20 protein-coding genes are annotated in these 22,945 nt (G+C 72.6%); 9 read left to right on the top strand and 11 right to left on the bottom strand.

Annotated elements, in window-relative coordinates:
* Positions 1-24 precede the first annotated feature (24 nt).
* The 4 genes from BX283_RS05105 to BX283_RS05090 all read left to right on the top strand — a co-directional run bounded on the left by BX283_RS05105 (position 25) and on the right by BX283_RS05090 (position 5,476).
* Complete coding sequence (locus BX283_RS05105; protein WP_101386460.1) at positions 25-948, top strand: VOC family protein; 924 nt, start codon at positions 25-27, stop codon at positions 946-948.
* 87 nt (positions 949-1,035) lie between these two features.
* Positions 1,036-1,710, top strand: coding sequence for a response regulator transcription factor (locus BX283_RS05100; RefSeq protein WP_257581987.1), 675 nt, complete (start codon positions 1,036-1,038; stop codon positions 1,708-1,710).
* A gap of 14 nt (positions 1,711-1,724) precedes the next feature.
* Positions 1,725-3,743: a GAF domain-containing sensor histidine kinase gene (locus tag BX283_RS05095; RefSeq protein ID WP_101386459.1), complete on the top strand. Its 2,019-nt coding sequence runs from the start codon at positions 1,725-1,727 to the stop codon at positions 3,741-3,743.
* A gap of 125 nt (positions 3,744-3,868) precedes the next feature.
* Entirely contained in the window at positions 3,869-5,476 is a 1,608-nt protein-coding gene (locus BX283_RS05090) for a carboxylesterase/lipase family protein (protein WP_101386458.1), read from the top strand.
* A 16-nt stretch (positions 5,477-5,492) separates the two neighbouring features.
* Here the strand turns inward: BX283_RS05090 and BX283_RS05085 are convergent, their stop codons facing one another.
* Positions 5,493-6,221 (bottom strand): hypothetical protein, encoded by a 729-nt coding sequence (locus BX283_RS05085; protein ID WP_257581983.1) that lies wholly within the window; start codon positions 6,219-6,221, stop codon positions 5,493-5,495.
* Positions 6,222-6,422: 201 nt separating this feature from the next.
* On the opposite strand from BX283_RS05085, the gene BX283_RS05080 reads away from it, so the two are divergent.
* Positions 6,423-7,430 (top strand): ETX/MTX2 family pore-forming toxin, encoded by a 1,008-nt coding sequence (locus BX283_RS05080; protein WP_257581981.1) that lies wholly within the window; start codon positions 6,423-6,425, stop codon positions 7,428-7,430.
* An 18-nt stretch (positions 7,431-7,448) separates the two neighbouring features.
* Here the strand turns inward: BX283_RS05080 and BX283_RS05075 are convergent, their stop codons facing one another.
* From BX283_RS05075 to BX283_RS05055, 5 genes are all read right to left on the bottom strand, one after another.
* Positions 7,449-8,252, bottom strand: a complete 804-nt coding sequence (locus tag BX283_RS05075; protein ID WP_101386457.1) for a cytochrome c oxidase assembly protein — start codon at positions 8,250-8,252, stop codon at positions 7,449-7,451.
* Positions 8,252-8,767, bottom strand: coding sequence for a DUF2243 domain-containing protein (locus BX283_RS05070; RefSeq protein WP_101386456.1), 516 nt, complete (start codon positions 8,765-8,767; stop codon positions 8,252-8,254). Before BX283_RS05070 ends, BX283_RS05075 begins: the two co-directional genes overlap by 1 nt.
* A 108-nt stretch (positions 8,768-8,875) precedes the next feature.
* Positions 8,876-9,766, bottom strand: a complete 891-nt coding sequence (locus BX283_RS05065) for a hypothetical protein (RefSeq protein WP_101386455.1) — start codon at positions 9,764-9,766, stop codon at positions 8,876-8,878.
* On the bottom strand, positions 9,763-11,841 hold the full coding sequence (locus tag BX283_RS05060; protein WP_101386454.1) for a PEP/pyruvate-binding domain-containing protein: 2,079 nt from the start codon (positions 11,839-11,841) through the stop codon (positions 9,763-9,765). The genes BX283_RS05065 and BX283_RS05060 overlap by 4 nt, the downstream gene beginning before the upstream one ends.
* Before the next feature lie 312 nt (positions 11,842-12,153).
* Positions 12,154-12,708, bottom strand: a complete 555-nt coding sequence (locus BX283_RS05055; RefSeq protein ID WP_101386453.1) for a hypothetical protein — start codon at positions 12,706-12,708, stop codon at positions 12,154-12,156.
* Between the two features lie 208 nt (positions 12,709-12,916).
* On the opposite strand from BX283_RS05055, the gene BX283_RS05050 reads away from it, so the two are divergent.
* Positions 12,917-14,086: a low temperature requirement protein A gene (locus BX283_RS05050; RefSeq protein ID WP_101386452.1), complete on the top strand. Its 1,170-nt coding sequence runs from the start codon at positions 12,917-12,919 to the stop codon at positions 14,084-14,086.
* Between the two features lie 7 nt (positions 14,087-14,093).
* Here BX283_RS05050 and BX283_RS05045 read toward each other — a convergent pair whose 3' ends face one another.
* A complete protein-coding gene (locus BX283_RS05045; protein WP_101386451.1) occupies positions 14,094-14,645 on the bottom strand; it encodes a GNAT family N-acetyltransferase in 552 nt (183 codons plus the stop codon).
* A gap of 49 nt (positions 14,646-14,694) precedes the next feature.
* On the opposite strand from BX283_RS05045, the gene BX283_RS05040 reads away from it, so the two are divergent.
* Positions 14,695-15,297 carry a TetR/AcrR family transcriptional regulator gene (locus tag BX283_RS05040; RefSeq protein ID WP_101392139.1) on the top strand — a complete coding sequence of 201 codons (603 nt, stop codon included), beginning with the start codon at positions 14,695-14,697 and terminating at the stop codon, positions 15,295-15,297.
* Between the two features lie 141 nt (positions 15,298-15,438).
* Here the strand turns inward: BX283_RS05040 and BX283_RS05035 are convergent, their stop codons facing one another.
* Positions 15,439-15,876 carry a GNAT family N-acetyltransferase gene (locus BX283_RS05035; RefSeq protein ID WP_101386450.1) on the bottom strand — a complete coding sequence of 146 codons (438 nt, stop codon included), beginning with the start codon at positions 15,874-15,876 and terminating at the stop codon, positions 15,439-15,441.
* A 4-nt stretch (positions 15,877-15,880) separates the two neighbouring features.
* On the bottom strand, positions 15,881-16,498 hold the full coding sequence (locus BX283_RS05030; protein ID WP_101386449.1) for a GNAT family N-acetyltransferase: 618 nt from the start codon (positions 16,496-16,498) through the stop codon (positions 15,881-15,883).
* A 214-nt stretch (positions 16,499-16,712) separates the two neighbouring features.
* On the opposite strand from BX283_RS05030, the gene BX283_RS05025 reads away from it, so the two are divergent.
* Together BX283_RS05025 and BX283_RS05020 are read left to right on the top strand one after the other, a co-directional pair.
* Complete coding sequence (locus tag BX283_RS05025) at positions 16,713-16,955, top strand: chaplin (protein WP_101386448.1); 243 nt, start codon at positions 16,713-16,715, stop codon at positions 16,953-16,955.
* Positions 16,956-17,109: 154 nt separating this feature from the next.
* The gene (locus BX283_RS05020; protein WP_101386447.1) at positions 17,110-17,496 is read left to right on the top strand and encodes a VOC family protein; all 387 of its coding nucleotides are present in this window, start codon (positions 17,110-17,112) and stop codon (positions 17,494-17,496) included.
* Positions 17,497-17,602: 106 nt separating this feature from the next.
* On the opposite strand, the gene ccrA is transcribed toward BX283_RS05020, so the two are convergent.
* On the bottom strand, positions 17,603-18,829 hold the full coding sequence (gene ccrA / locus BX283_RS05015; RefSeq protein WP_101386446.1) for a crotonyl-CoA carboxylase/reductase: 1,227 nt from the start codon (positions 18,827-18,829) through the stop codon (positions 17,603-17,605).
* A gap of 59 nt (positions 18,830-18,888) precedes the next feature.
* A complete protein-coding gene (locus BX283_RS05010; RefSeq protein ID WP_101386445.1) occupies positions 18,889-22,905 on the bottom strand; it encodes a type I polyketide synthase in 4,017 nt (1,338 codons plus the stop codon).
* Positions 22,906-22,945 lie beyond the last annotated feature (40 nt).

Genomic DNA, 22,945 nt, shown 5'->3' with positions numbered 1-22,945 from the left:
CTGATCCCGCGAAGGAAATCCACCATGTCACTGCACCGCCTGTCCTCCGTCACCATCGGGGTTCCCGACCCCGCGGCGACCGCCCCGTACTACACCGAACTCGGCCTGCGAGCACAGGACGACGGCTGGTTCGCCACCCGCGACGGCGGCCGCCAGCTGCGGATCGTGTCGGCGCCCACGCGCCGGCTGATCGAGATGCGCGTCGGCGTCGACGACAGCGACGACCTCGACGCGGCCGCCGCCCGGCTGCGCCGTATGGGCATCGCCGCCGTCCGGGGCGCCGGTCCGAGCCTGACCGCGGCCGACCCCGTCACCGGCGCCCGTGCCGTGCTCCAGGTGGAACCGCGCCCCACCCCGCCCCCGACGCCCCCCACCCCGTACAACGGGCCGGGCCGCACCGAGCGCACCGCCGGCCGGGCTCCGGGCGTGATGCGCCCCGACCGGGTGCGGCCGAGCAAGCTGGGGCACGCCGTCCTGGGCACGCCCGACCCGAGGGCGACGGCGGCCTTCTTCGGCGACGGCCTCGGCTTCAAGGTGAGCGACTCGCTGGGCGACGCGGGCTGCTTCCTGCGCTGCACCACCGACCACCACAACATCCTGGTCCTGAAGGCGCCCGTGGCCTTCCTGCACCACACCTCCTGGCAGGTCGACGACGTCGACGACATCGGGCGCGGCGCCATGGCCATGCTGGAGGACCACCCCGAGCGCCACATCTGGGGCTTCGGCCGCCACTTCATCGGCTCCAACTTCTTCTGGTACCTCAAGGACCCGGCGGGCAACTTCACGGAGTACTACTCCGACATGGACTGCATCGTCGACGACCAGCTGTGGGATCCGGAGGTCTTCGACGTCAACGAGAGCTTCTTCAGCTGGGGGCAGCCGCCCCCGCCCTCGTGGATCGCGCCGGAGGACATGGCCGCGCTGATGACCGGCACCCACACGGCCTGACGCCCGCCCCGCGCGGCGCCGTGTCCGACGGCGCCGGGGCGAGCAACAAAACGAGAGATCGCCAGGGGCGGCCGTTAACGTCACCCTGTGAGCCAAGAAGACGAGGACGCCGCCGTGCCCCGAGTCCTGATCGTCGACGACCACCCGTTGTTCCGCAGCGGTCTGAAGGCCGCGCTGGAGAGCACCGGCGGCACCGACGTCGTCGCCGAGGCCGCCACCGCCGCCGAGGCGCTGGAGGCCGTGGCGCGGCAGACCCCCGACGTCGTCGTCATGGACCTGGCCCTGCCCGACGCCTCCGGCATCGACGTCACCCGGCAGCTCACCGCACTCCACCCCGGTCTGCCGGTGCTGATGCTGACCATGTCGGACGACGACGGCAGCCTGCTGGCCGCCCTCCAGGCGGGTGCCCGCGGCTATCTGGTCAAGGGCGCGGGTGCGGGAGAGGTCCTGCACGCGGTACGCACGGTGGCCGCCGGCGGCGCGGTGTTCGGCCCGCAGACCGCGGAGCGCCTCACCGCGCTGCTGCGCGAGGGCCGCCGACACGACGCCGGGCAGCTGTTCCCGGCGCTCACGGCGCGCGAGGCCGAGGTGCTGGACCTCATCGCCCGCGGCCTGGACAACCACCGCATCGCCCGGCAACTGGTGCTCTCCGAGAAGACGGTCCGCAACCACGTCACGCACATCTTCGACAAGCTCCAGGTGACCACCCGCGCCGAGGCCGTGGCCAGGGCGCGGGACGCGGGCCTGGGGGACGACGGCTGAAGGAGCTGGCTCCGGTGGACGAGACGGCATCCGCACGGGGCGGGCGGTCGGCGCCGACCTTCGCCGCGTACGGGCTGACCCTCGCCTCCGCCGTGATCTGGGCCGTCCTCGCCCTCGCCCACCTGGACGACCCGCGGCTCGCCCCGTACATCCTTCCGCGCGGTGTGCCCGTGGTGGCCGCCACCGGAGTCGTCCTGCTCGGCGCCTTCATGACGGCCCATCGGCCCCGCAGCGTCCTGGGCCCGCTCCTCGTCGCGACCGGAACGGCCAACGTCTTCTCGGACGCGGGCCTGATCGCCGTGGACGTCACCGACGCCCCCCACGGCATCGGCCTCACCATGGCCCTCGTCTCCCGGCTCTCCTACGCCCTGGCCGCCTTCACCTTCTACGCGCTGCCGCTGTACCTGCCGAGCGGAGAACTGCCCCGCCACCGGCTGTGGCGGGCCTACCTCGTCCTCGTCGCCGCGTGGAGTCTGCTGCCCGCCTACACCGACCCGGTCCCGTACACCGTGCCCGACCCGTTCGAGCGGGGCGCCTGGCAGCGCCTGCGGGCCGCCCTGCTCGACCACGTCGCCGTCGTCCCCGTGACGACCGTCTTCCTGCTCACCGGTCTGACCGTGATGGCCGTGCGCTGGTGGCGCACCCCTGACCGGCGGCAGATCATCCCGGTCCTGCCGTACGTGCTGTGGCTGGCGTTCCTCTACGTCAACCGCATCGCCCCGCCGACGGGCGCCTTCTGGTCCTACGCGTACGCGGTGGCCTTCCTCTGGCCGTTCTGCGCGATCTACGGCATCAGCCGCGACCGCTCGGGCCAACTCGACCGGGCCACCCGCAAGATCCTGGCCTCCCTCCTGCTCACGGCCGCCCTGATCGCCGTGTACACCGTCGTCTCGCTGCTGGTCCTGCGCGCCCTGCCCGGCGGTCTGAGCACGCAGGCCCTCGTGTCGGGCGCGGTGGGCCTGGCTTCCGGGGCCCTGCTCTATCCCTGCGCACGTCTGGCCGTACGGGTGGTGGACCGCATCTACTACGGCGACCGCGCCCGCCCGTACCAGGTCGTCCGCGCCCTCTCACGGCGGCTCAGCCAGGCCGCCGCGCCCGCGCAGGCCCCACGCCTGCTGTGCGACACGGTCGTGAGCACCCTGAACCTGCCCGGGGCCGAAGTGGTGGTCGACACCCGTGGCGGCCCGCGTACCCTGGCCGCCGCCGGGGAGCCGGTGCCCGACTCCTACGGCTTCCCCCTGACGTACGAGGGCAATGTGGTCGGCCATCTGCACGTTGCCCCGAGGGCGGGCCAACGGGCCCTCGACCGCCAGGACCAGGAGGTCCTGCGCTCCCTCGCCGACCAGGCGTCCCCCGCGCTCGCCTCCGTACGGCTCTACGAGGACCTGCGGGCGGCCCGCGAACGCATGGTGGTGACGCGGGAGGAGGCCCGCCGCGCCCTGCGGCACGACCTGCACGACAGTCTGGGGCCCGCCCTCTCGGGGGCGCGACTGCAGATCGACACCGCACGCTTCGCTGTACCGGACGGCTCGGCGGCCGCCCGGCCGCTGGAGACCGCCTCCGAGGGCATCGGGCAGGCCATCGCCGAGCTCCGCCAGATCTCCGCCGGGCTCGCACCGGCCGCTCTGGACCGCAACGGGCTCGACGGCGCGCTGCGGCAACTCGCCGACCGGTTCGGCCAGCGGCTCCTGGTGGACGTGTGCTTCACGCCCGACCCGCTGCCGGGGCTGCCGGCCGCCGTGGAGGTGGCCGTCTACCTCATCGGCGGCGAGGCGCTGAACAACGTCGTACGGCACTCGGGGGCCACCGGGGCCGTGCTGCGCGTGCACGTGGTGCCGGACGAGGTGACGATCGAGGTCAGCGACGACGGGCACGGGCTCGCCGGACACCGTTCGGGCGACGGGGTGGGCATCCGGTCCATGCGGGAGCGGGCGACCGAGCTGGGCGGGCAGTTCACCCTCGCCCGGGGCCCGGACCGCGGCACGGTCGTCAGGGCGTCGTTCCCGCCGGTGGCGGGCCCGTTTCCGGTATGAGGGCGGCCGGGCGGACGTGATGACGGCGCCGGGGTGCATGCGATGACGGGCCAGGGTGCATGTTCGTTCAGGTGTGCCCCTTTCGGGCGAAGGAAACCCTTGCCGCCCACGGGTAGACACCCCTCATGGCCACCACACGCAGCCTGTTCGTCTCCTTCCTCGCTCTCGTCTGCCTGGCCGCCGCGGCCCCGGCACGGGCGGGCGCGGCGGCACCGGAAGATCCTGCCGTGGTCGCCACGGACGCGGGGAGCGTGCGCGGTGTGGTCACCGACGGCGGCCGTGCCTTCCTCGGCGTGCCGTTCGCCGCGCCGCCGGTGGGGGAGCGCCGGTGGCGGCCGCCCCAGCCCGTCGCCGCGTGGTCCGGCGTCCGGGACGCCACCCACTTCGCCGACGCGTGTGCCCAGCAGGCCCGGCCGGTTCTGGGCACCTCCGAGGTCACCAACGAGGACTGCCTCTACCTCAACGTCTTCACCCCACCGGGCGGCGGGGGAGGCAAACCCGTCCTGGTGTGGTTCCACGGCGGCTCGTTCGTCTCCGGGACCGCCGCCCACTACGACCCGTCCGCCCTCGCCCGTACGGGGGACCTGGTCGTGGTCACGGCCAACTACCGGCTCGGCGCCTTCGGGTTCCTGGCCCACCGGGGGCTGACGGCCGAGGCCCCGGACTCCGGATCCGGCAACTACGGCCTCATGGACCAGCAGGCCGTGCTCCGCTGGACCCGGGCGAACGCGGCGGCCTTCGGCGGCGATCCCGCCCAGGTCACGGCGGCCGGGCAGTCGTCGGGCGGCCTGAGCGTGTGCGGGCACCTGGCGGCGCCCGGCTCGCGCGGCCTGTTCGCGCGGGCCGTCATCCAGAGCGCGCCGTGCGGTGTGGCGTCCCGGCCGCTGGCCGAGGCCACCTCGGCGGGTTCGGCCTTCGCCGCGGGCGCGGGGTGCCTGGGCAGAGCCCCGGCCGTGGTCGTGGAGTGCCTGCGCGGTAAGACGGCCGCCGCGCTGCTGAAGGCGCCGACGAGCGGCGCGGCCCCGTGGTGGCCGGTGTCGGGGACGCCCGTCCTGCCCGTACCGCCCGGGCAGGCCATCGAGGCGGGGAACCACGCGAGGGTGCCGGTGCTGATCGGCAACACGCTGGACGAGGGCAGCATTGGCGCCCTCATCGTCGAGTCCGGCGGGACGCGCCTCAACGCGGTGACCTACCCCGTCGTGCTGACCGGCCTCTTCAAACTCGACGGCCCGCGCGTCGCCGCGCACTACCCGGCCTCGCGCTACGGCAACGACTACCGCCTGGCCTTCGGGGCCGCGTTCGGCGACTACCTCGTCGCCTGCCCCACCCGGGAGGCGGCACGGCAGCTCGCGACCGCGACCCCGGGCCGTGTCTTCGCCTACGAGTTCGCCGACCGCTCCGCGCCCAACCTCTACCACTCGCCCGCGAGTTTCCCGCTGGGCGCCTACCACGGCGCCGAGATCCCGTACCTGTTCACCTACCTCCCGGCGGCGGACGTCCGGCTGACCCCGGCCCAGAGGCGGCTGTCCCAGACCATGACCTCGCTCTGGTCGCGTTTCGCCGCAACGTCCGCCCCGGACCCCGCGATGTGGCCGGCCACCGTCCCGGCCCCCTACCGCCAGCTCTCCCTGGCCCCGGACGCGGTCACCCTCCGGACCGACTTCGACACGGCCCACCAGTGCGCCTTCTGGGCCACCGTCGCACGGCCGACCTCGCAGGGGCCGGTGGCTTAGGGCATGCAGTAGGGGGTCAGCTCACCGCGTCGCCCGGTGCCACCGGGTGTGCCTCCAGTTCCGGCGCGGCCAGCAGTTCGGCGATCAGCGCGGGCGACCCGCCGACGTATGTACTGACCAGGTCCACGTCACCGCCCAGGCACCAGGCGCGGTCCTGGGGCCACCACAGATCGGGCAGCTCGGCGAACTCGTCGAGCGACGCGGGCGAGACCGCGTCGGCCAGGGTCCCGGCGAGCAGCACCTCCTCGCGGTGGGGGGTTTCGAAGGTGGGAACGTGGTCGAAGTCCCATCGGCCGTAGCCGTGCCACAGGCCGAACCAGCAGTGCTCCACGGTCCGGGTGTGCCGGGCCAGTACCGGGATGAGCGCCTCGGCGACGCCGGGCGGGGTCGGCCCCTCGGCCGGGTGCTCGTTCCAGACACCGGCCAGACCGTACACATCGGCGTTCTGGTAGTCTCGGTCCGCCCCGATCAGCTCGTGCCAGGGGGTGTTCGGCGCCACTTCGCGTCCGTACGCGGCAGCCACCGCCGCCCACCGCACCGGTTGTTCCTCCAGGGACGCCGGATGCAGCACCCGGGCGTACGCGGCGAATCCGGGCGCGGCGACGCCCGCCGCGGTGCCGAACTCCCCGTGTCCTGGGGCGCGTTCGGTGAGCCAGTGGGCGGCTTCGAGACCGGTGCCGCACACGCGCAGGCGTCCGTACGATTCGGGCGCGCGCTCGTGGTGCGCCGGGCGGTAGTGGTCCACGCGCACAGTCTGTCCCGTTGCGGCGCGACACGGGTAGTGGCGCCGGGCCGCCGATGTTTCCTGTGAGGTTTTCGGCCAAGGTTGGCCGGGGCGGACCGGCAAGGACTTAAGTCCCTGGGCCGCCACCGGGATCGGGGCTTGCATGGCGTACCAGGAATTCCGTCCCGTACGCCCGTGCCGCAGAAAGGTCTTGGATCCTCCATGTCCCAGATACCCGGTGTCTCCCGACGGCGCCTTCTGGCCCTCGCGCCCGCCGCCGGAGTCGCCGCCACGATTCCGGTCACCCTCGCCGCCGCGACGCCCGCGCAGGCCGCACCGCCCAAGAAGGGGGCCAGTCGCTCCCTTCAGGAGATCACCGACGCCTGGGGCGGGTGGATGGCCCGTGAGCGTCATCCCTCCTCCCGGGGCTGCCGGTTCACCGCCTCCACGGACTACGGGAAGCAGAGTCTCCTCGCCGACTACCACCGCCATCAGGTCCGCACGAAGTACTCGGGCATCACCTACGACCCGAACGCGCCCTCGCCGGTCCCCGGCCAGGTCAGCTCGGTCACCACGAACTACCGCAACGGCACGTCGGTCGAGCAGACCGTCACGTACAAGCAGAGCAAGACGACGGAGCAGGATCTGCGGATCTCGGTGACCGAGTCGCTGAAGATCGGTGTGACGATGGAGGTGTCGGCGGAGATCCCGGCCGTCGCCAAGGTGAGCGAGACCACCTCCATCGAAGCGAGCCTCTCCTCGACCCAGGAGTTCGCGCACAAGGAGACGCAGACCTGGAGCGTCGACCTGCCGCTGCGGATCCCGCCGAAGTCCGCCGTCGAGGCGTCGTTGGTGGTGGGGACACAGCGGTACGTCGTCGACTGGACGGCCACGGTGTCGATGTCCGGGATGGTGGCCGTCTGGTTCAACGAGAAGGTCGACCTCAACGGCGGCTCGGACCTGCACTGGCTGTGGTTCGTCCCCATCGAGGACGTCTTCCGCGACTGCCGGGCCCACGGCATCGTGGACACCACCGGTTACGAGGTGACGGCCGACGCGACGGTGAACGCGTTCGCGACCGGCACGTTCAGCGGCGGCCAGGGTGTCTCGCTGAGCATCAACACCGTGCAGAAGTCGTTGGACGGCCGCGCCGCACGCGGTGTGGGCGCCCAGCCGCTCACCGTGCCGCTGACACCGGACGGCAGGCGTTCCGTGGTCGCGGGCCGCTGAGCCGGGACGCGTAGGCTCTCACCCTGCCTGGAGGCCGCGCCGGGCGGGGGAGAGGCGGCGGCCCGTGACGGTGTACCACTGCCGGGCCAGGACGGCGGCAAGGGCGATCTCCACCAGATCACCGCCGTAGTACATCGCCTCCGCGGCCCGGGCCAGGTCGTGGCCGGTGAAAGCGGTGCCGGGCGGGGAGGCGCTGTAGAGGGACTTGGCCAGCACCGAGTGGGCGGTGGCGGCGGCGACCAGGGTGGCGGCACGCAGCGGCAGGCCGTAGCGGTGGCGTACGGGTTCGAGCTGGCAGAGGGCGAAGGCGAACAGCAGACCGGCTGCCAGGACATGGGTGTAGACGGCGGCGTGCAGCCAGGGTTGGTCGTGGAGGTGGGCGAACAGCCGGGTGCGATAGAGCACCCACAGACCGCCCACGTCGAGCACCGCGGCCACCGGAGGCAGGAGCAGCCAACCGACCGGGCGGGAGCGGAGGGTGGCCCGCAGGCCGCGCCGGGCGGGTCCGGCAGGGAGGGCGCGCAGGGCCAGCGTCACCGGGCGGCCCAGGACCAGCAGCAGCGGGGCGGCCATGCCGATGACCAGGTGCTGGAGCATATGGGCGGTGAACTCCCCGCCCGGCAGGGGCGCAAGGGCCACCACGGCCAGGCACACCTGCCCGGCAGTGAAGGAGGCATCCCGCAACCGTGGCCATGCGTCCCCGCGGCGCCGCAGCCGTCGCGCCGCCAGCAGATAGCCGACCGCGGCACTGAGGGCGAGTACGGCGGCCACCCCCGCCGGGACGCCGGTGGCCTGACCGGTGGGCATGGGCATCGGCGCCATCAGCCCGGCTCCCGGCCCACCGCCGTGTCGGTCCGGCGCGTTGCGAGGGAACGCCTGACCAGCACCGCACCGACGATCAGGAAGATCACCGCCAGCACGTTCCACGTCCAGTCGTAGGGGACCAGGTCGACGTGGTAGCGGATCTGGTGCAGCTTCAGGAGCTTGTGCTGGATCGTTCCGTCGTAGAGCTGGAAGAAGCCCGCGCCCAGCAGGATTCCGCCGGTCAGGCCCCGGCCGCTCAGCGCGGCGCGCCTCCGCAGGTCCGCCACCAGGACCAGGCCGATGACCACGGCGAACCAGCCGAAGGCGTGGAAGAGACCGTCGGACACCAGTCCCACGCCCGGAGTGGACTTGTCGTAGAAGTGGTGCCAGTGCAGGAGCTGGTGGAACACCGTCTCGTCGACGAACGCGGCGATCCCGACCCCGATGAGCACCCCCGACCACGCGGAGCGCCGGGGACGGACCGTCCCGTAATCCGGGGGCGGCGAGCGACGGGGCGTCGAAGTGGTAGCCACAGGCGGCCTCCTGACGGGAGGTGGGACCGTACTTCCTCCCCCTGCGGATACCCTCCCGGCCCGGGCCAACCGCCTCGCGTCGTATTGCGGCTCACTTCCACCCCTGTGTCAGTGGTTCTCCCTCCTGGTCTGGTCCATGCCGACGACCTTGAAGTACGCGCGGTCGGTCGCGGTGTCCTCCAGACAGCCGCGCAGCCGCATCCGGTCGTGGTCGGCGAGGGCGGGGTGGACGACGCCCGCGTAGAGGCCGTCGCCGAGGCTGCCGAGCGGGGCGTCATACAGCGGGACCGCGGTGGAGTGGCGGCAGCGGTTCCAGATCTCGTGGGCCAGCAGCGCCTGGTACTCCTGGCCGGATACGCCCCGGGTGGCGAGGCGGACCACCACGGAGGTCGCGACGGTGTCCGGGGCGCGCTGTTCGGGGCGGGTTTCGGTCAGTTCGCCGAGGCCGAGGACGAGTGCGGCCAGTGCGGTGGTTCCGGCGACGGCACTGGTGATCTGGTGTCGTCTGCGGCGCCGGTCCGGGCCGGTCGCGGGCAGGGCGTCGAGGTCGGCGCCGAGCGGTGGGGCGGCGAGAACCGCGAGACGGCCCGCGACCCGGCGCTCGGCGGCGGGGCGGACCGTGCTCTGGGCGATCTTCTGGACGAGCCGCGCGAGTCCCGAGAGCACGGCACCCGCGGCCATCAGGACGGGAACGAAGACGTGGGTGCGCTCCACCCGGATGTCGTCCAGCCACCGGAAGCGCGTGGCGGGATCCTCCGCGCGGGGTTGTTCCAGCCGGGCCAGGACGTCGGCGTGGCGCCGGTCGCCCTCGCTGATGCGCTGCTCGATACGGCTGAGGCGGCCCAGCAGGATCAGGCCGAGCAGCAGCACTTCGGCGACGAGCAGCAGAACCCCGCACATGATCGCGCGCTGCCACTGCCAGCGGTAGAGGTAGATGACGACGTACGAGCCCGCGCCGAGCCCGGCCGCGCCCGCGAAGAGGTGTGCCAGTCGCTTCACCGGTCGGCCGCCTCTCGCGTACGGGTGTCTTCCAGGCGTACGTCGCCGCTCGTGCCGTCGACGGCCAGGCGGGTCCCCGGAGTGAAGCGTTGTACGGCATCGGCGGCGCCGACCACTGCGGGCACCTTGAACTCCCTTGCCAGCACGGCCAGATGGGACAGCGGGCTGCCGGTCTGGGCGACCAGAGCGGTCACTTGCGGCAGCAGAGGCGCGAGGGCCGGGTCGAGGGTGCGCACGACCAGTACGGCGTCCTGGGGGCGCTCACCCCGGCCGTCCCAGGCGGTTCCGGTGGCGCGGCCGCCGGAGACACCCTGGGCGGCGCCGTCGCGCGGGCGTTCGGCGACCACCACCGAGTCGTCCGCCAGCCGGAAGGTGTCGGGCAGCGGTGGGCTGTCGGGACGGGGGAGGCGCTGTGCCACATCGGCCGGTAAGGGGGCGCCGTCCACCGTGCTCAGTAACTCGTGCCACCGCAACTGCGCGACGGCCCGGTGCGAGAGGGTGATACGGCGGGCGGCGTCGTGGACGAGGTGTACCTGGAGTTGGTGGATCCAGCGGATACGCAGCCGCAGTGACTCGCGGGTCGGCAGGGTGAGGTGACGTGGATCCGTCGACGTGACCGTAGGTGTGTGACCGTCGTCTTCGGTCGGAGGCAGTCGCAGGGCAGCGGTGAGACTCGGCGGGGTGAGCGCCAGGACCACCGGTGTGCCCGCCACTATCTCGGTGTCGGTGCGCCCCTGGCCTCGGCCTTCGGCCAGTGCGGCGAGCGCCGCGCTCGCGGCCGTACGGGTGCTGCTCTCACGCAGCAGCGCGCCCGCCAGCGCCTCCTGCGCGTGCAGGGCCGCCAGGGCGGAGCGGGTCCAGCGCAGCAGATCGGCCAGGTCGGCGCGGGAGAGCTCGGCCGGTGCCGGGGTCTCGGCCAGCCGTCGGTCGATGTCGGCCGTGAGGTCGAGGGCGAGGTCGGGCAGGGCGCGGGTCAGCCGACCGGTGCGCCACGCGGCCGCCAGACGCCGGGCGCCCGGCAGGGGGTTGAGCCTGGCCAGCAGTCGGTGGCGGGGTGGTGCGATGCCCAGCAGACGCAGGTCCGCCGCGGCACGTCCGGCGACCGTGGTCACCACGGGGTGGGCGCGCAGCAGACGGCGCGGGGCGCTGCCGCCGATGTCGAGCGCGGAGCAGATACCCCGGGCCATCGGCGCCACCCACAGGTCCTCCTCCAGCGGTTGCAGTGTGCCGGGAAGGGTTTCCGCGACCGGGCCGGGGCCGAGCAGCCGTGCGCCGCGGGCGGGCCGCGCGGTCATGGCCGTGATGGGACGGGCCTGGAACAGCCACAGGTGTCCTGTCCCGTCGAAGCCGAACTCCATGTCCTGCGGCCCGCCGAAGATCTTCTCCACCCGCCGGGCCAGCCGGGCGAGGCGGTGGAGCTCGGCACGGGTCAGCAGCTGCTCGCCGTCGGTGTACGGGGTGGTGGGGCGCAGCCGTCGGCCCGAGCGGGTCAAGTGGTAGCTGGTGCCGTCCTGTTCACCGCTGACCAGGGTGTCGGGCCCGCCGCGCACGGCGCTGACCAGCATCCGGTCCAGCCGGCCTTCGACGGGGTCGGCGCCGAAGAGCACCCCGCCCACGCGCGCGGCGAGCATGGGCTGGACGAGGACGGCCATCGGGGCGCGGGTGCCGTCGGGCCGGTGTGCGGAGTCGAGGACCGTGCGCACCGCCGCGCGGAAGCCGGGCCAGTCGCGTACGTCGAGCACGGAGGCGAACTGCCCTGCCAGGGAGGACTCCTCGGTGTCCTCCTGCGGGGACGAGGAGCGTACGACCAGTGGGACCGCGCCGTCCTGGGAGAGCTCGCGCCAGGCCCGCCGCAGGGCCCGGGCGTCGGCACCGGCGCCGTGCGGGATGACGAAGCCGGGCAGGACCGGCAGCCCGGCGGCCGCCGCACGGGCCAGGTTGGCGGCTTTGGAGCCCGCGGACAGCGGCAGTTGGGCGGCGGGCCGGTCCAGGGCGATGGCCGCGTCGGGTTGGATGCCGTGTTCCTCGCTGTGTTCTTCGCCTTGTTCCGGGCCGCGTTCATCGAGGGTGGTCATCGAGCACCGTCCGCAGCGACCGCCGACGCGCACGTGCGCACGGTGGCTGGGGAGGCTGGTGGGAACGTCGGCCTGAGCCACGACAGTGCGAGCATGTTTCTCCCCCTCGGCCCCGGTTCCGGGATTCGACCGATCCTTCGCATCGGTGTTGTTCATGTCAGTTTCCGCTTGAGTTTGCCTTGCCCTGCGGGGGAGATGACGGCAGAGCAGTGCGGAACCAGCCACGGGGGTACGACGACGTCCGCGCCGAGGTCACGGGGCTGTGACCCGGCGCGGTGCGGGCGCCGTCGTCCGTCTGTCGGGCGGTTGGGCCTACTCCTCGAAGTAGGCGTTCAGCACTTCTTCGAGCTGCTCGGACCACTGGGCGAGGCTCGCCCGGTCCTCGGCCTGGACGTCCATGCGGAACCAGCGGGGCCGGGGCAGATGCACCGTGACCGCGAACCGCCGGTTCCAGCGGGAGGTCGCGTACTCGACGGCGCTGAGCTCGTCCCAACCGAAGTCGGCCTCTTCGCCGTCGAGGCACAGCCGGATGCCCGCGTGGTCGGCGGTGATGGATCCCCGCCGGTCGGACGCGGAGAGGGTGGGCCCGTCCTCGGCCGCGCCGGGCGCGGGGCGTTCGAGGACGGGTTCGTCGGCCGCGTCCTCGGCGTCCGCCGTCGGCGCGACGGCGGGTTCGGGCTCATCGGCCGTCACGTCATCCGCCTCGGCCTCCGGCCCGGGCTCGGCCTCCTTCCGCTCGTCTGCCTTCCGCCCCCGCGCCGACGTATCGGGCGCGAGCGCAGGGGCGGGCATCAGCCCGGGGATGTGCGCCGGGTTGAGCGCGGCGGCGTTGAGGGCGGCGTGCTGGTCATCTGTTTGCTGGTCCACGGCGCGAAGTATGGCGAACGGAGCTGTGTGAGAGCCATAAGGGGGTGTCATATCCCCGGCCCGCGAGGACCTGATCTTGTCCGGGACTCGTCTTTCCGAGGGTGGGGACACGGCCGGGCACTGGCCCGCCCGGGCGGCTCACCCGCCCGCCCCGGCGCGCCCGGCTCCGGCCGCCGGGTGTCGCTTCCACAGTGGGCGGGTGAGCGACATGACAGACGCCGGGGCGGCCGACGGCACGGGCAGCGGGGCCGAGGAACACCGCGCGGGCTGGTTCGAGCTGTTCTTCGACCTGGTCTTCGTGGTGACGGTCAGCGTGCTCGCGCACGGGTTGCACGGGAACCCCGGCCCGGCCGACTTCGGAAAGTTCCTGGTGCTGTTCTTCCCGGCCTGGTGGGCCTGGGTGAACCTGACGCTCACCGTCAACCTCTTCGGCTCGGCCTCGGCGCGCGTCCAGGGGATGCTGCTCGCCGCGATGCCCGCGCTCGGGCTGATGGCGGCGGCGTCCCCGGCGGGCACGGCGGAGCGGGCCTGGGCGTACGCGCTCGGGGCGGCCTGGGTGCGGCTGGCGCTGTTCCTGATCTGGTTCCGGCACGCCCGCCGCCCGGACAGCCCGCTGCCGCTGTGGCGGCCCCTGCTGTACTGCCTGGTGCCCGCGGCCCTGTGGGCGGTGTCGGCCGCGCTGCCGGGAGCCTGGCGGTTCGTGGTGTGGGGGGTGGCGATCGCCCTGGAGATGGCGCTGCTCGCGATCCGGGCGGGCCTCGGCACCGCGCCGTACGAGCGGATGTCGGTGGAGCACGTGGTCGAACGGATCGGCCTGTTCGTGGTGATCGTGCTCGGCGAGAGCGTCTTCACGGTGGTCGCCACCTTCGAGGAGCACTTCACCGCCGCCTCCGGTGTGACCGCGCTGTTCTCCTTCGTGGTCGCCGCCGAACTCGCCATGATCTTCTTCGTGTGGGGGACGGGCAACGCCGAGCGGGGCCTGAGCCGGGCCCAGTCGGGCCGGGCCACGCAGGTCATGCGGGACACCGTGATGTATCTGCCGTTCGTGCTTGTCTGCGGCATCACGGTGATCGCGGCCGCGCTCGGCACCGCGGTCGCCGAGCCCCACCACGTACTGCCCACCGGCGCCCGATGGGCCCTGTGCGGGGGTGTCCTCGCCTTCTACAGCGCGAACGCGGCCATCTCCACGCGGTACGGCGACGGGCTGCGCAACGTGCTGCGCTGGTACGTGCCCTGTCTGGTCCTCACCCCGGGCATACTGCTGCCCGCCGCCCTGCTGCTGCCCGCGTGGGGCGCGGTGGCCTGCGCGGCCGCCTTGGTGTTCCTGCTGGCCAAACTGTCCAAGTGGCACACCCGGAGCCGGGCCGAGGCGGGGTGAGCGGCCGTCACCGGCGGCGTGCGTGCCACTCGGGCGCCAGGACCGCCCAGATCTGCTTGTCGTAGCGGGTGCCGCCGTAGGGCCAGTACTCGCGCCGCACACCCTCCAGGGTCATACCGAGCCGCTTGGCCACGGCCGCGCTCCGCTCGTTGTCGGCCCGGCAGTGCCACTCCGCCCGGTGCAGCCCGCGCGTGACGAACGCCCAGTCCAGCAACGTCTGGCAGGCCTCGGTGACCACACCGTGGCCCTCGGCGGCCGGCTCCAGCCAGCAGCCGACCTCGCAGGAGCCCGACGCGGTGCTGAAGTCGGTGAACATCACGCCGCCGACCAGCGTGCCGTCGAGCCATATGCCGTAGAGGCGGGCGCCGTCCGCGGCCTGGCGCTCGGCGTAGCGGCGCAGGGTGCCGCGTGCTCCGTCGACGTCCTCGGTGACGAACCCGGCCCCGACCCAGGGCCGGATGTGCTCGCGGGCCCGGTCCATATGGGCGGCGAACTCCTCGGCGTGCCACAGCTCCAGCGGACGCAGGTGGGCGTTGTCCCGCAGCGGAAGGGAGAACATGGATGACCCCATTCACATAACAAGCGTTACGGTTATGTACGGTAGCAGCATGCCACGTACCAAGGGCGACCATGAAGCCCGTCGTCGCGATGTCTCCGAAGCGGTCTGGCGGGTGCTCGCCGCGCAGGGCTTCGGCGGCCTGACCCTGCGCGCCGTCGCCACCGAGCTCGGGGCGACCACCGGCCTGCTGACCCACTACTTCCCCGCCAAGCGCGACCTGGTGGCGCACGCCCTCGAACTGCTCGACCAGCACACCGCCGCCCGCCCCCGGCGCGCCGCCGGCCCGGGCCTGGCCGCCGTGCGGGCCGCCCTGCTCGACGTCCTGCCCCTGACCCCCGAGGCCACCGCCACCAACCGGATCTGGGTGTCCTCCTGGGACGCGGCCCTCGCCGACCCCGAGCTGAGCGGCGAGTACGCCCGCAAGTACGGACGGAGCCGCGACAAGTTGCGCGACCTGGTCGCCGCGGCCCAGGACCTCGGCGAACTGCCGCCCGGCGACCCGGCGCGCATCGCGGCCGGCGCCCAGTCATTCGTCCTCGGCCTGGTGGTACAGGCCCTCTTCGCTCCCGAGGCGTTCCCACCCCTTCGCCAGGCCGAGCTGCTCGACGACTACCTGGCGGCATTGGTCCACCCATGGCCGGAAAGTCGTTGACGCGTAAAGGGCGGCTGGAACACGTACCGCATCCTGTTCTGAGCGGCAGTCGGCAGCCCGTAGGCAGTAGCGGTTGACCGAAGGGTCCAACTCTTACGGGAGTTGGGCCCTTCTCGTCGTACGAGCCGAGGCCCGGTGCGGTTACGTCCCCGAGCGGTAGTCGATCCGTTGGAAGGGCCACGCCGAGGAGAGCCACTGGGGCACCGCGTCGCGCAGCGGCCCGTCCAGCTCCGCGCGGTCGGCCCGCACCCATGAACTCACCTGGGTGACTTCGGGGTTCGCGCGCGGCGGGTAGATGTACACGCAGCCGATCACCTGGTCCTCGCCGTCGAGGACGGAGTAGGTGAAGCCCTTCCGCTCGGCGAAGTCGTCCGCGTGCCGGGTCAGGTCCCGGAGGTTCTCCTCCAGGCTCATGCCGGATGACGGCGACCAGGAACCCAGGAAGCCGGGCGTGGACCGGATGTGCTCGATGCTCGACATCCAGGCGGCGTGATCGGCCTCGTTGTGCCGCGCCCCCAGCGGCTCCAGACGGAAGCCGTCGCCGGACAGGCCCTGGGGGGCGGCGAAGTCGCGCGGCACGAAGTCACCGGCAGGGGTGTTTGCGCGGTGCGCGCCGCATCGTCCACAGCGTCGGCCCGTTCCCCGGCAGTCGTACCTCTTCGAGGACGGTGAAGCCGAAGTGCTCGTAGACGGGCAGGTTGGACGGCTTGGAGGACTCCAGGTGGACGGGCAGACCCGCCGCGTCGGCCTTCGCCAGGCCCGAGCGCAGCAGAGCGGACCCGTGCCCCTGGCCCCGACCGGCCGGGTCGGCGCCGATCGCCGCCAGGTACCAGTGCGGTTCCTGGGGCCCGTGCCCGGCGACCGCCTCGACGGCCTTCCGGAACAACCCGGCCCGGTCGCCGAGGATGTCCTCCAGCTCGCCGATGGTCTCCGCGTCGGGAACCGCCTTGGCCTGCGCCTCCGGCGCCACCCAGAAGGCGGCCGCGGCGCCGGTGCGCTCGCACACGCCGTGGTGGACGTACTGCCGGGTGAAGAGCGTGGTGTAGTAGCGGCTCAGCCCCGCCTCGCGCCGGGCGTCGTCGGGGAAGAACCAGCGCATCATCGGGTCGTCCTCGAAGGCGCGCGCCATGGTGCGGCTGATGAAGGCAGCGTCGTCGATCGTTGCTGCCTGCGGCATGTTCGCTATCGACATACGGGTCATTCTGCCTCTCGATGATCTTGAGCATCGAGGCGGGGGCGGGGCGGGAGGCGGGGCGCCCGGCGAGCCAACGCACCCAACTGAGTGACATCTTGACCCGACCGGGTGGCCTTTCATCGGAAGGAACGACCATTTCGTCCGGATATGCCCGTCGATGTGATGTGCTGCGGCTCGCCGTTGTGGCACATCACGACGCTCAGTCGATCTGGGGAGAGACATGCGTATTTGTATCCGGACAGCTTTCGCCGCCACCAGCCTGGCCGTGGTGGCAGCCTTCGCGGGCGCCGGCGTCGCCGTCGCCGACGCCCACGCCGAGGGGCACGCCAGCCATTCTCCGGGCTTCCTCTCGGGCAACGTGATCCAGGTGCCCATCCACATTCCGGTGAACGTCTGCGGCAACTCCATCAACATCATCGGCCTGCTCAACCCGGCCGGCGGCAGCAAGTGCATCAACAAGTGACCAGCCGCTGAGACGAGTCCGTGGCGCATCCGACGACGTCTGGTGCGCCACGGACTTCGCTGTGCCGGGGGCGGTACGCGGGCCGGCAGGTGACCGGTCATCCACTTCCGAAGTAGGACCGGATCTGTCCTCATTCCCGTCTATCGTCCGGGTCATGAGTTCCGCACACGCCTCCGCGCGGCCGTTCCGCTTCGCCGCCGTCACCTTCGACTGCCCCGACCCCGCCGAGCTGGCCCGATTCTACGGCGAGGTCTTCGGCCTGCCCATCGTCCACTCCACCGACGACTTCGTCCTGCTCGGTCAGGACGGCGCCGCGGGTCTGGGGTTCAACCGGCTGGCCGACTACCGCCGTCCGACTTGGCCGGACGGTGCCCAGGAGAAGCAGGCCCACATAGAAGTGGGCGTCGACGACCTGGACGCGGCCGAAGCCGAACTGCTCGCCCTCGGCGCCGTCAAGCCCGAGGCCCAGCCGCAACCCGACCGCTGGCGGGTCCTGCTGGACCCCGCTGGCCACCCGTTCTGCATCACCGCGCTGGTCTGAGCACATCCCGTGAACCGGTGAACCGCCGTGCGGCGGCGACGGCTTCTTCAGCCGCCACCGCCGCACAGTCGGCCCACGCGGTCCGCCCGACGCGTTCGCCGTACGGTCAGCCGCTCACCGCGTTGACGCGGACGGCCATGTTGCCGGACGGGTGCTTGTTCTCGTACATCAACTGGTGGGCGAGACCGGTCTCCTCGAAGTCACCGGTCCAGGACAGACACGGGTCGAGCTTCTTGCTCGCCGCGAGCTCGATGACCTGGCGGCACTGGCGGATGTTCGCGAAGTGCGAGCCCTGGAGCCGCTTCTGACGCATCCACAGGAAGCGCAGGTCCACATCGCCGTTGTAGCCGCTGGTGCCGCCGCAGATCACCACCATGCCCGCCGTGTCGCACACGTACATCGAGGTGGGGATGGTGTTCTGGCCGCTGTGCTCCAGTACGATCTTGGGTGCCCGGCGCTCGCCGAGGATGTCCCAGAACTTGGTGCCGAAGGCACGCGCGCCCTTGACCCACTTGGCCATGGCCGCCTCGTCCGTGGTGTCCGGCAGCCGCCCCCAGTGGTCGAACTCGTTGCGGTTGATGAACCCCTCCGCACCGAGGTCGAGGCAGTGCTTGCCGCGCTCCTCGTCCGAGACCACGGCGATGGGGATACCGCCACGGATGCGGGTGATCTGGATCGCCATCGAGCCGAGGCCGCCCGCGCCGCCCCAGATCAGCACCGGGTCCCCGGGCTCCACCGTGTGCGGGGCCCAGCCGCACAGCTGCCGGTAGGCGGTCGCGCCCGTCAGCAGGAAGCAGGCCGCCTCCTCCCAGGAGAGGTTGGCCGGCTTGGGGTGGCACTGGTAGTCGTCGACGAGCGCGTACTGCGCGAAGGAGCCGTAGTTGGTCTCATAGCCCCAGGCGTTCTGGGTGACCGAGGTCATCGGGTCGGCGCCCAGGCGGATGTCGTGGGCGGTCTCGTCCCAGGTGCAGCCCGAGAGCATCACCTCGTCGCCCACCTTGACGGAGGTGACGCCGTCGCCCACCGCCCAGACGATGCCGGACCCCTCGGAGCCGCCGATGTGGAAGTCCTCGGGCTCGCCGCGCTTCTGCCGTCCGGCGATGACGTCGTACGGGTAGCCGAGCGAGGCCCAGACGTTGTTGTAGTTGATGCCCGCCGCCATGACGTAGACGAGGACCTGGCCGCGCCCGACGCGCGGTACGTCCACGACCTCCATGGCGAAGCCCTGCTCCGGCGGACCGTAGCGCTCCGGGCGGATGACCGACGCGTGCATACGCGCGGGTACCTCGCCCAACGGGGGCAGCTGGCCGATGTCGTACAGGTCCTTGCTCAACTCTTCCTCCACCTTGTGGTGCTGCTGGTGCCTTGTGGTCCGGTCCGGCCGCGCGCCGGTCAGCCGGTGATCTCCGCCTCCAGCTCCCGGGCCAGGGAGGCGGTCGTGGTCTCGCGCACCAGCCGGGTCAGGGGCAGGTCGACGCCCAGCTCCTTCTCCAGCCGCTTGCGCAGCTCGGTCGCCATGAGCGAGTCCATGCCGAGCTGGTTGAAGCGCTTGTTCACGTCGAGCCGGGCGACGCGCATCTTGAGCACCGCGGCGACGTGCGCCGCCACCCGGTCGACGACCGGGCGGTCGGCGGCCGGGGCGTCCTCGGCGGGCCGGTCCGCGGTGGGCCTCGCCACGGCCGCGGGGCTCACCGCGACGACGGGTGCCGGGGCGGTTGTGGGCTGTGCGACGGGCGCGGTCGTACGAGCGGGTGCGGTGCCCGCGGGGGAAGGGCTCGCCGCACCGGCCTGCGAGATCCGCAGGCTGCCGCGGAGTTCGACGACGAAGCCGCTGGACGGGTCGGTCAGCCGCAGCTCGCCGGTCAGCTCGATCCCGCCGTCCACGCTCTGACCGGTGACCGCTCCCCGTTCGTGGACGGGTTCGGGCTCGGTGCTCATGATCTCGTCCTCCGCGCTCGCCTCGGCACCGGTGCCGGCTTCCGTACCGCCGCCCTGCCTGCGCATCCGCATCCGGGTGGCCTCGACCACCACGTTCTCGGCCTCGTCCAGGAGGGCCATGTCCAGGAAGAGCAACCCGTCGGGGGTGACTTCCGAGATCCAGCACTTGCTCCACATCACGTCCGTCTGGGGCCCGAGCACGGTGACGCGGCCGACGTGCTCGGTGAGGTACGCCATGTCCGGCAGGAGGGCGAGCGCGGGCTGGGCGGCCGCGGCCAGCAGGGCCGGGTGCACCGGGTGGTCGGGATGCGGTGCCAACCCGGCGGGGCGGCGCAGTCGGCCGACGGCCTCGCCCTGCCCGAGCCAGAGCTCGTCCACGACCTGGAAGAGCTCCTTGGTCCCGGCCATCCGGGCGTAGAAGGCCGCGCCGTCCAGGCGCTGCGGGCAGCGCTCCAGCGTGCGGGCGAGGGGCTCGTGCACGGCGGCGGCGAGGCCGGGTGCCACGGTCGCCGTGCCGCGGGCGTGCTCGTTCTCCCGGCCGTCCCGCCCCCCGGTGACCGAGAAGCCCCAACTGCCGTCCGTCTCCCCGGGGGTGAGGGTGACGCGCAGCGCGGGGGCGGACCCGGGGTGCACCGCGAGGGCGTCCTCGACGGTCACGTCGGTGAGCAGCACCGCGTCGGTCCGGGCGGTCCTGGCGGCCGCGACCCGGGCGGCTTCGGCGAACGCCGGGCCGTGCAGCAGGGCGGGGCCGTGTGCCGGGGCGTCCGCGAGGAACGGTGAGTCCGACGCGGCCAGGGGGAACGTGTGGGACTGGGGGAGGGCTTCGAGGTCCTCCACCCAGTAGCTCTCGCGCTGCCAGGGGTAGGTAGGCAGCGGGACGAGGCGGCCGCCGCCGTAGAGGCCGTCCCAGTCGACGCGGGCGCCGCTCTCGTACACCCTGCCGAGCTGTGTCAGCAGGGTCTGGCGGTCCGGCTCGTCGCGGATGAGGGAGCCGACGGCGGTGCCGGGAAGGGCCGCGTCCTGGAGGGAGTCCTGTACGGCGCTCGACAGGATCGGGTGCGGGCTGATCTCGATGAACACGGTCTCGGCGGCCAGGGCGGTGCTGAGCACGGCCTCGTGGAAGTGGACGCGGCCGCGGATGTTGCGGGTCCAGTACGAGGCGTCGAGCCCGCTGCCGTCCTCCAGCTCGCCGGTGACGGTGGAGCGCATCGGTATGCGGCCGGCCCTGGGGGCTATCTCCCGTAGTTCCGCGCCGAGTTCGTCGAGCAGCGGGTCCATCTGGGCGCAGTGAGAAGCGGCTTCGGCCTTCATGACGCGGCAGAACACGTCGCGGGCGTCCAGTTCGGCCTTGATCTTCTCGATGCCCTCGATCTCGCCGGCGAGCACCGTGGTGCGCGGGCCGTTGCTGGCCGCGACCGACACGTTCACCGCGAGCTCCGCGATGAGCGCTTCCGCGTCGGCGGCGGGCAGCGCGGCCACCGACATGGTGCCGCGACCGGCGACGCGGTCGCGGATCAGCCGGGCGCGACGGCAGACCACGGCCGCCGCGTCGGCCAGGCTCAGGGCGCCTGCCACGCAGGCGGCCGCCGATTCGCCCATGCTGTGCCCGATGACCACGTCCGGCTCGACGCCCCAGGCCCGCCAGGTCTCGGCGAGGGAGACCTGGACCGCCCAGAGCACCGGATGTACGACGGCGACGGTCTCGCCCACCAGGTCGCTGCCGTCGGTGAGCCGGTCGATGACGGACCAGCCGGTCTCGTTGCGTACGACGTCGTCGCAGCGGATCAGCGCCGCGCTGAACGCCGTTGAGGTGTCCATCAGTTCACGCGCCATCCCGATCCACTGCGAGCCGTGGCCGGAGAATACGAACGCGACCTGCGGGCGGCCCGCATAGGGCCTGACGCCGTCCTCGGCCAGTACGTCCCGCAGCCGCTCGGCCAGGGCGTCGTGGCTGTCGCCGACGACGGTGACGCGGCAGTCGTAGTGGGCGCGGCGGGTCGCGGCGGTGTGGCAGATGTCCGCGATCGCGGCGCCGCGTCCGGCGCCACCGGGGGAGAGGTGGTGGACCATGTCCTGGAGCCGCTGGCGCAGGGCCTGGGGTGAGGCGGCCGAGAGGGGAAGGATGTGCGTGGTGCCGCTCTCGGGGGACGCGGGCGGGCGGTTCCCGGTGCGGTGGGACGAGGTTTCGGCATCGGCTTCGGTGACCACGAGGTGCACGTTGGTGCCGGAGACGCCGAACCCGCTCACACCGGCGGTGAGCGGCCGCCCCTCCGCTTCGAGCGGTACGGCCGAGCGGTGCGGGATGTCCAGGCCCGTGGCGTCCCAGTCGATCGCCGGGGTGCGCTCGGTGACGTGGAGGCTGCGCGGGGCGGTGCGGTGCTGGAGGGCCAGTACGGTCTTGATCAGCCCGAGCACGCCCGCGGCGGAGCCGGTGTGGCCGATGTTGCTCTTCACGGAGCCGACGAGCAGCGGCGGCCGGTCCTTGTCGCGCCCGCCCAGGACGGCGGCGATGGCGCCGAGTTCGACCGGGTCGCCCGCGCGGGTGCCGGTGCCGTGGGTCTCGATGTAGTCGACGTCGGACACGGGGATCCCAGCGTGCTCGTAGGCGAGCTGGAGCATCTGCCGCTGGCCGCTCAGCGCGGGGTTGATCATCGTGTCGCTGCCCGCGCCGTCGTTGTTCATGCCCCAGCCGCGGATGACGGCCCGGATCGGGTCACCGTCGGCGACGGCCCGGTCGAGCGGCTTGAGCAGGACCACGCCGACGCCCTCGCTGAAGACGAAGCCGTCGGCGGAGGCGTCGCCGAAGCGGCAGTCGGTCCCGAACACGCCCGCGTCGACGAAGCCGTGGTTCTCGGTGTTGGCGAGCAGCAGCTGCGAACCGCCCGCGATGGCCAGCGTGGACTCGCCCGCCCGCAGGCTCTGGCAGGCGAGCGCGATGGCGGTCAGCGAGGAGGAGCAGGCGGTGTCCACGGAGAGCCCGGGCCCGGTGATACCGAGGGCGAAGGAGACCCGGCCGGTCGTGGTGGAGCGCGAGCCCGCGCCGAGCGAGGCGTGGATGTCGGGGAAGTCGACGCTCTGCTGGAGGTCCCAGTAGTGGACGTTGGTGGTGCCCACGTAGACACCGGTGCGGGTCCCCGCGAGCCGCGCGGGGTCCTGGCCCGCGTCCTCCAGGGCCTCCCAGACGGTCTCCATGAAGAGGCGCTGCTGCGGGTCCATGCCCGCCGCCTCCCTCGGGGAGATCCCGAAGTGCTCCGCGTCGAAGCGGTCCACGTCCTCCAGGAGCCCCGACCGCACGCGCGCCCCGGGAATCTCGTACGGCCGCCCGAACCGGGTCGGCGGGACGTCCTCGACCGAGCAGACCTCGTCCATCAGGAGCTGCCAGAAAGCGTCCGGCCCGTCGGCGCCGGGAACCCGGCAGGCCATTCCGACGATCGCGATCGGTGCGGGCCGCACCGGGGTTTCTTCACCCATGGTGTACGTGACTTCCTTAATTCGGGAAGGCCGCGCGGCA

This window comes from Streptomyces sp. TLI_146 (assembly GCF_002846415.1).
Taxonomy (GTDB): Bacteria; Actinomycetota; Actinomycetes; order Streptomycetales; family Streptomycetaceae; genus Streptomyces.
Note: the sequence above shows the minus strand (reverse complement) of the source record. Positions and strands in the feature narration are given on the sequence as shown.

Excerpts from the sequence above, each read along its gene's own strand:
- BX283_RS05105 (WP_101386460.1), top strand. The coding sequence starts at position 25 with ATGTCACTGCACCGCCTGTCCTCCGTCACCATCGGGGTTCCCGACCCC.
- BX283_RS05090 (WP_101386458.1), top strand. The coding sequence starts at position 3,869 with ATGGCCACCACACGCAGCCTGTTCGTCTCCTTCCTCGCTCTCGTCTGC.
- BX283_RS05080 (WP_257581981.1), top strand. The coding sequence starts at position 6,423 with ATGTCCCAGATACCCGGTGTCTCCCGACGGCGCCTTCTGGCCCTCGCG.
- BX283_RS05075 (WP_101386457.1), bottom strand. The coding sequence starts at position 8,252 with ATGGCGCCGATGCCCATGCCCACCGGTCAGGCCACCGGCGTCCCGGCG.
- BX283_RS05060 (WP_101386454.1), bottom strand. The coding sequence starts at position 11,841 with ATGACCACCCTCGATGAACGCGGCCCGGAACAAGGCGAAGAACACAGC.
- BX283_RS05050 (WP_101386452.1), top strand. The coding sequence starts at position 12,917 with ATGACAGACGCCGGGGCGGCCGACGGCACGGGCAGCGGGGCCGAGGAA.
- BX283_RS05045 (WP_101386451.1), bottom strand. The coding sequence starts at position 14,645 with ATGTTCTCCCTTCCGCTGCGGGACAACGCCCACCTGCGTCCGCTGGAG.
- BX283_RS05040 (WP_101392139.1), top strand. The coding sequence starts at position 14,695 with ATGCCACGTACCAAGGGCGACCATGAAGCCCGTCGTCGCGATGTCTCC.
- BX283_RS05030 (WP_101386449.1), bottom strand. The coding sequence starts at position 16,498 with ATGACCCGTATGTCGATAGCGAACATGCCGCAGGCAGCAACGATCGAC.
- BX283_RS05025 (WP_101386448.1), top strand. The coding sequence starts at position 16,713 with ATGCGTATTTGTATCCGGACAGCTTTCGCCGCCACCAGCCTGGCCGTG.
- BX283_RS05020 (WP_101386447.1), top strand. The coding sequence starts at position 17,110 with ATGAGTTCCGCACACGCCTCCGCGCGGCCGTTCCGCTTCGCCGCCGTC.
- BX283_RS05010 (WP_101386445.1), bottom strand. The coding sequence starts at position 22,905 with ATGGGTGAAGAAACCCCGGTGCGGCCCGCACCGATCGCGATCGTCGGA.